This is a genomic window from uncultured Frigoribacterium sp. (assembly GCF_963515265.1).
Taxonomy (GTDB): domain Bacteria; phylum Actinomycetota; class Actinomycetes; order Actinomycetales; family Microbacteriaceae; genus Frigoribacterium.
Map to the genome: position 1 here is coordinate 1 of NZ_CAUPYL010000152.1, position 6,182 is coordinate 6,182.

Here is a 6,182-nt window from a genome sequence, read left to right on the forward strand (position 1 = left end):
ACGGACGAGGGCTCGGCGAGCTGACCGTCGAGGTCGTCGACGACGGCGAGGGCACGGTCCCCGCTGCCTCCGTCGGGACGGAGCGTGGGCTCGTCGGGCTCCGGGAGCGCGCAGCGCTCTACGGGGGCAGACTCGAGGCCGGGCCGCGAGACGAGCTGGGCGGTCGCGGCTGGCGGCTGCGGCTCGTCGTGCCCGACCCGGGTGCCGCAGCAGCTGCTCCGTCCGTCACGACCACGAACACGGCCAACGCCGACGCCGCGGCCGCCGACGCCGACGCCGACCACTCGCCCGAGGAGGCACCGTGACCGACATCACCGTCATGCTCGTCGACGACCAGGACCTGCTGCGCGCCGGCATGGCCATGGTGCTCGGCGCACAGCCCGGCCTCCGGATCGTGGGCGAGGCCGCCGACGGCCTGTCCGCCGTCGAGCGCGACGCCGAGCTGCGGCCCGACGTCGTCCTGATGGACGTGCGCATGCCCGCCCTCGACGGGATCGAGGCCACTCGCCGCATCGTCGCGGCGCGCCCGGAGGCGCGCGTCCTCGTGCTGACGACGTTCGACCTCGACGAGTACGCCTTCGGCGGCCTGAACGCGGGCGCGAGCGGCTTCCTGCTCAAGGACGCTCCCCCGGCCGAGCTGGTCGCCGCGATCCGCACCGTGGCGGCGGGCGACGCCATCGTGTCGCCGCGCGTCACCCGCGCGATGATCGACCTGTACCGGGGGCGATTGCCCGATCCTGCGGGCGTGCGCCGCGCCTCCTCGATCGACCTGCTCTCCGAGCGCGAGCGCGAGGTGCTCGTCGCCATCGGACGGGGGCTCAGCAACTCCGAGATCGCCCGCGAGCTCTTCCTGTCCGAGTCGACCGTCAAGACGCACGTCGGACGGGTGCTGGCCAAGCTCGACGCGCGCGACCGGGTGCACGCGGTGATCTTCGCCTACGAGAACGGGCTCGCCGGGGGCTGACTCCGGGCGGCGGGCGCCCTTCGCGGTCGACCGCGTCGAGCGATCAGGAGGCGACGACGCCGAGGGAGCGCGAGCCGCCGGTCGGAGCCCGTCGAGGGCGCCGCTGCCTGAGTCCTCGACACGAGGGCCGCTCCGCTCGACCGCGTCGAGCGATCAGGAGACGACGCCGTGCCCGTCGTGCTCGCCGCCGATCAGGCACGCTCGAGGGCGCTGCTGCCTGAGTCCTCGACACGAGGGCCGCTCCGCGGTGGCGCCGAGCACGGGAGGCCTGGGCAGGCGACCGTCGGACCCCGACCGGGGCTAGCTGCTCCGACGCCCGCCGCGCACCGCGGGCCCGGTCGGCACCGAGCCCGTGCGGGCCGCCTGCACGGTCGCGATCGACGCCGTCACCACCGAGACGGACGACGTGATGGTGCGGAGGCTCGACGTCGACAGGGTCGACTGCGTGTGTCCCGAGACCGGGAAGCCCCGACGACCGAGGACGACGACCACGAGGCTCGCCCCGACCACGACGGCGGCGACGAACGGCAGCGCGCCGAGGCCGAGCCCGGCCGTGCCGAACACCTGTGCTCCCAGCGCGGCCCCAGCCGCGATGCCGACGTTGGAGCCTGCGTTGACGAGAGCTCCGGCGATGTCCGGGCTGACGCCTCCGGTGCGGATCGCCGCCGCCATGAACAAGGTCCCGGTGGTGCCGTTCGCCGCGACCCAGAGCCCGGCGACCACGAAGGTCCCGACGAGCGAGCCGTGCACGAGGGGCAGGGCGGCGAGGGCCAGCGCCATGACGGCCACGGCGGCGATGAGCGTCTGTCGCGGCGCCCGGTCGACGAAGGCCCCGGCGGTGAGCAGCCCCACGATGCCCGTGACCCCGAGCACGAGGAGGGCAGGCGCGACCGCGTCGTCGCCCAGTCCGGCCGTCATCAGGTACGGGCCGACGTAGGTGTAGACCACGTAGTGCCCCGCGAACAGGAGGAGGTCGGCGACGACGACGGCGAGCAGGCCGGAACGGGCCCAGGCCGCGACCGAGCCGAGGTGCGGCGACGACTCGCCCCGGACCGCGGGCAGGAACGCCAGCGCCACGACGGCGAGGACGGCGGAGGCGACCGCCACGGCGAAGACCGCGGAGCGCCAGCCGAGGTGGTCGCCGACCGCCGTGGCCAGGGGCACGCCGAGCACGAAGCCGAGCGAGCTGCCCGAGTAGACGAACGCGATGGCCCGGCCCGCGAGCCGGGGCGGGACGATGCGCGTGGCGTACGCCGAGGCCACGGAGAAGAAGAGGGCGTGGGCGACGCCGCCCACGACGCGGCCCACGCAGACCGTCTCGAAGTTCGGGGCGAGCGCGACGATCAGGTTCGACGCGGTGTAGCCGCCGAGGGTCGCGACGAGGACGGCCTTCCGCGGCACACGCGCCGTCACCCACGTCAGCGGCAGCGCGAGCAGGGCGACCGCGAGGGCGTAGACCGTGATGACGACGCCCATGCGCGACTCGGTGACCCCGAGGTCCTCGCTCATCGTCGACAGCAGGCCGACGGGCATCAGCTCGGTCGTGATGGCGAAGAAGGTGGCCAGACCGAGCACGGCGATCCCGACGATCGCCGAGGGGGTGAGGACGTGCGGGGTGCCGTCGTGGCCGTGGGTCGGACGAGGGGCGGGGGTGTCGATGCCGCTCACCCGCATGGACCCGGTGTAGGTCGAGGCCGGGGCCGGGGTCTGCATGCCGGGCTCGGGCTCGGGGGCGAGGGCCACGGAGCCGGTGCGGGTGTCGTCGGGACGCGGGGAGTTCTGGGGCACGGTCAGGCCTTCCTGGACGGGCCGGCCGGGCGCGCACGACGATCAGCTCGTCGAGGGACCGCTCAGCCGACAGGGCCCGGCGTGATGACGCGGGCGGTGTCGGGAGGCGGAGCGCGCACGTCGCGGCGGAGGGGCGGGCGTTCGGGGATGGGCCACTCCACGACGAGGGCGTCCGTCCAGTGTCGCACGGCCCCCCGGTCCCTCCGCAAGATCGCGGTCGGCGAGCGGTCCCGCAGTGCCGGAGGCGCAGTACCGGAGTCCCAGTGCCGGGAGGTTCGGGGCCACGAGCCCCAGAGCCAGGAGGTGCGCCGTCAGCGAGCGCGGCGAGCGGCCAGCGCCGCCTCCAGCAGGTCGGTGAGCACGGTGCCGCGCGACCCCGCGTCCTCCGGGTGCCACTGGACGCACCAGACTGGCGCCTCCTCGTGCTCGACCGCCTCGATCGTGCCGTCGTCGGCGCGGGCGACGACCCTGAGCCCCGCGGCGACCCGGCCGACGGCCTGGTGGTGGGAGCTCCGCACGTCGAGCTCGGTCGCGCCGAGCGCCTTCGCCAGCTCGCTGCCGGGCTCGACGAGCACGCGGTGGTCGACCATGCTGTCGACGGTGTCATCTCCGACGTGTCCGCCGTCGTGGAGGTGCTGCACCAGGTCGCCGCCGAGCGCGACGTTGACGAGCTGCATGCCCCGGCAGATGCCGACGAGCGGGGTGCGTTCCTCGACGGCGCGACGGACGATCGCGACCTGGGCCCGGTCCGCCGCGGGGAACGTCTGGCCGAGGTGCGGCTCGCGGGGGTCGCCACCGTAGAGGGACGGGTCGACGTCCTCTCCTCCGGTGACGATGACCGCGTCCGCCGCAGACAGGCGCTCGTCGAGCTCGGCCTGGGGCGTCTGCGCCGCCGGCACGCGGTCGACGACGAAGCCGACGGCGGTCGCCGCGGCGACGACGCTGGCGGTGAGGCGCCGCAGCTCGGCCTCGAAGGCGGGGTCGTCGCGTCCGCCGTCGGCGACGTCGACGACGAGCAGGACGGGCGTCGACGCAGGGTCGCGTCGAGGACTCAGGTGGGACATGCCGCCATCGTGCCAGGAGCCCGCCGGCGGGGCCGGTCGCGACGCGCACGCCTGAGTGCTCGACGGCGCGGCGAGGACCGGAGCCGCACGGGTCGGCACGGCGCGCCCGCGCGCCCTGCCCGGCCCGCGCACTGTCCGGCCCGCGCGCACGCCGGGCTACTACCGTCGACCACACGCGTGCCGGCCCTGATCCGTGCAGCAGAGAGGGATGTCATGTTCGAAGCGGAGAACCTGCGCGACTGGATCGGCCTGCCGGTCGTCGACCCGGCCGGCGACAAGATCGGGCAGCTCGAGAGCGTCTACTTCGACACGTCGTCGGACAGCCCGTCCTTCGCGACGGTGCAGGCCGGCCTGGTCGGCAAGAAGCTGCTCTTCGTGCCGCTCGACGGCGCGGTCGTCGCGCCCAAGCACGTCAAGGTGCAGTTCGACAAGAAGCTCGTCAAGGACGCCCCGTCCATCGACACCGACGGCGAGCTCGAGGCCTCGCAGGAGGCGGACGTCTTCGCCCACTACGGCCTCCCCTACGCGCTGGGCGCCGGCGGAGAGCGCCGGCTCGGCCGCCGCTGACGCAGGCTGCGGGACATGAGGAGGCGCGGTGCGACAGGCACCGCGCCTCCTGTCGTCCCCGACGCCGCGTCGCGCAGGCCGATGCCGGATCTCGGCCCCCGAGCCGCGTTCCGGGCACCGACCCGTTGATCCGTGCTCCGGTGTCCCGCTAGGCCAGCACTCCGAGGTGCTCGAGCAGGATGCTCGTGCCGATGAGGATCAGCACGACGCCGCCCGCGATCTCGGCCGGCTTGCCGAAGCGAGCTCCGACCCGGTGGCCGACCAGCACGCCGGCGAAGGTGAGGACGGTCGTGGTCACGCCGATCAGGAGCACGGCCCCGCCGATGGACACCGGCAGGAACGCGAGCGTCACGCCGACGGCGAGGGCGTCGATGCTCGTGGCCACCGCGAGCAGCAGCAGTTCGCGGGTGGAGATCCGGTCGACGTCCTCGTCGTCGTCCGCGCCCTTCGTGAAGGCCTCCCAGAGCATCTTCGCGCCGATGAGCGCGAGGAGCCCGAAGGCGATCCAGTGGTCGAAGTCGGCGATGTAGCTGGCGAAGGCGGTGCCGAGCAGCCAGCCCGCGAGGGGCATCGCCGCCTGGAAGAGACCGAACGTCACGGCGATGACCGCCGCCCCGCGCACCGAGAACCGGCGCATGTGCAGGCCTTTGCCCAGCGCGACGGCGAAGGCGTCGGCAGAGACGCCGAGGGCGATGAAGAGGAGGGCCCAGAAGCTCACGACGGGTCCTTTCGGTGGCGGCGACGGCGGGCGTCCTCGCCCCGGAACCTGTCGATCTTGGCATGCGAGAGGCGGTGCTCACGACAGAAAAGTCCTGATCAGACAACTTCGGGACGCCGAATTCGGGGTGTCGGGCCACCGCGCGCGGAAGCGGGCGAGACCGCGACGGTCTCGCCCGCCTCCTGTTGGCTCGTCGCGCCTGCGACGACGCTCGCGAGGAGCCGACTACGCGGCGTCGCTGCGCGTCGACGCCACGACCGCGGACACGACCTCGCCGAGCTTCTCGACGACCTCGGCGTCGTCCTTGGGGTGCACCTCGGCGAAGCGGACGACCGAGCCGGGGATGGCCAGGGTCACGTCCTCGAGGACCTTCGCGCCGGCGATGCCGAACGACTTGCGGGTCTCGTCCTGCGCCCACACGCCGCCGAACTGGCCGAACGCGCTGCCGATGACGGCGACCGGCTTGCCCGAGATCTGGCTCTCGCCGTAGGGGCGCGACGCCCAGTCGATCGCGTTCTTGAGCACGGCCGGGATCGTGCCGTTGTGCTCGGGCGTGACGACGAGCACGGCGTCTGCGCCGCTGAGGGCGCTGCGGAACGCGACGGCCGCCTCCGGACGGGCGCCGTCGACGTCGATGTCCTCGTTGTAGAACGGCAGGTGCGCGATGCCGTCGTAGACGCTCAGGGTGACGCCCTCGGGGGCGTTCAGCACCGCGGTCTCGGCGATCTGCCTGTTGGTGGATCCGGCGCGCAGGCTGCCGACGAGGACGAGGACGGTGGTCATGGGGTCTCCTTGCTGAGGTGGTGCGGTGGGTGCAGCGGGGTCCGACGCGGGTAGGTGACGCGTCATGCACGTGCACGGAGGGAGACCTGCGGGAGGCGCGGGATATTCCCGAGGACCGCTGCGGGACGCGCGCCGACCCTCACCTCGCGCGTCGTCGCGGGGCTGCCGCGCGCCTCCTCGACTCAGGCCCGGCGGCGGATCGTGCTCACGACGTCGACCAGGCTGGGCCGCGCGGGCGCCGAGCCGAACCCGAAGCGCACGGGCGGCGACAGCGGCGCCAGCGAGCCGAGGTCGACGC

Annotated in this window: 6 protein-coding genes and 1 pseudogene; 3 read left to right on the forward strand and 4 right to left on the reverse strand. The window is 73.9% G+C overall.

The window, feature by feature from the left end:
* Both RWM17_RS11115 and RWM17_RS11120 read left to right on the forward strand, forming a co-directional pair.
* Positions 1–305: pseudogene (locus RWM17_RS11115) on the forward strand (hypothetical protein); the annotation flags it as partial.
* On the forward strand, positions 302–964 hold the full coding sequence (locus tag RWM17_RS11120; protein WP_233568996.1) for a response regulator transcription factor: 663 nt from the start codon (positions 302–304) through the stop codon (positions 962–964). The pseudogene RWM17_RS11115 and the gene RWM17_RS11120, both read left to right, overlap by 4 nt.
* A gap of 300 nt (positions 965–1,264) precedes the next feature.
* Here RWM17_RS11120 and RWM17_RS11125 read toward each other — a convergent pair whose 3' ends face one another.
* Both RWM17_RS11125 and RWM17_RS11130 read right to left on the reverse strand, forming a co-directional pair.
* On the reverse strand, positions 1,265–2,752 hold the full coding sequence (locus tag RWM17_RS11125; RefSeq protein ID WP_314103683.1) for an MFS transporter: 1,488 nt from the start codon (positions 2,750–2,752) through the stop codon (positions 1,265–1,267).
* A 311-nt stretch (positions 2,753–3,063) separates the two neighbouring features.
* Entirely contained in the window at positions 3,064–3,816 is a 753-nt protein-coding gene (locus RWM17_RS11130) for a gamma-glutamyl-gamma-aminobutyrate hydrolase family protein (RefSeq protein WP_314103685.1), read from the reverse strand.
* A 213-nt stretch (positions 3,817–4,029) separates the two neighbouring features.
* Between RWM17_RS11130 and RWM17_RS11135 the strand changes: the two genes are divergently transcribed.
* The gene (locus RWM17_RS11135; protein WP_209560134.1) at positions 4,030–4,383 is read left to right on the forward strand and encodes a PRC-barrel domain-containing protein; all 354 of its coding nucleotides are present in this window, start codon (positions 4,030–4,032) and stop codon (positions 4,381–4,383) included.
* A gap of 148 nt (positions 4,384–4,531) precedes the next feature.
* Here RWM17_RS11135 and RWM17_RS11140 read toward each other — a convergent pair whose 3' ends face one another.
* Both RWM17_RS11140 and RWM17_RS11145 read right to left on the reverse strand, forming a co-directional pair.
* Positions 4,532–5,101, reverse strand: coding sequence for a manganese efflux pump MntP family protein (locus RWM17_RS11140; RefSeq protein ID WP_314103688.1), 570 nt, complete (start codon positions 5,099–5,101; stop codon positions 4,532–4,534).
* A 225-nt stretch (positions 5,102–5,326) separates the two neighbouring features.
* Positions 5,327–5,884, reverse strand: a complete 558-nt coding sequence (locus RWM17_RS11145) for an NADPH-dependent FMN reductase (RefSeq protein WP_314103691.1) — start codon at positions 5,882–5,884, stop codon at positions 5,327–5,329.
* Positions 5,885–6,182 lie beyond the last annotated feature (298 nt).

Bases quoted from the DNA above. Each gene is read 5' to 3' on its own strand.
- RWM17_RS11145 (WP_314103691.1), bottom strand. From the start codon at position 5,884: ATGACCACCGTCCTCGTCCTCGTCGGCAGCCTGCGCGCCGGATCCACC.
- RWM17_RS11135 (WP_209560134.1), top strand. From the start codon at position 4,030: ATGTTCGAAGCGGAGAACCTGCGCGACTGGATCGGCCTGCCGGTCGTC.
- RWM17_RS11130 (WP_314103685.1), bottom strand. From the start codon at position 3,816: ATGTCCCACCTGAGTCCTCGACGCGACCCTGCGTCGACGCCCGTCCTG.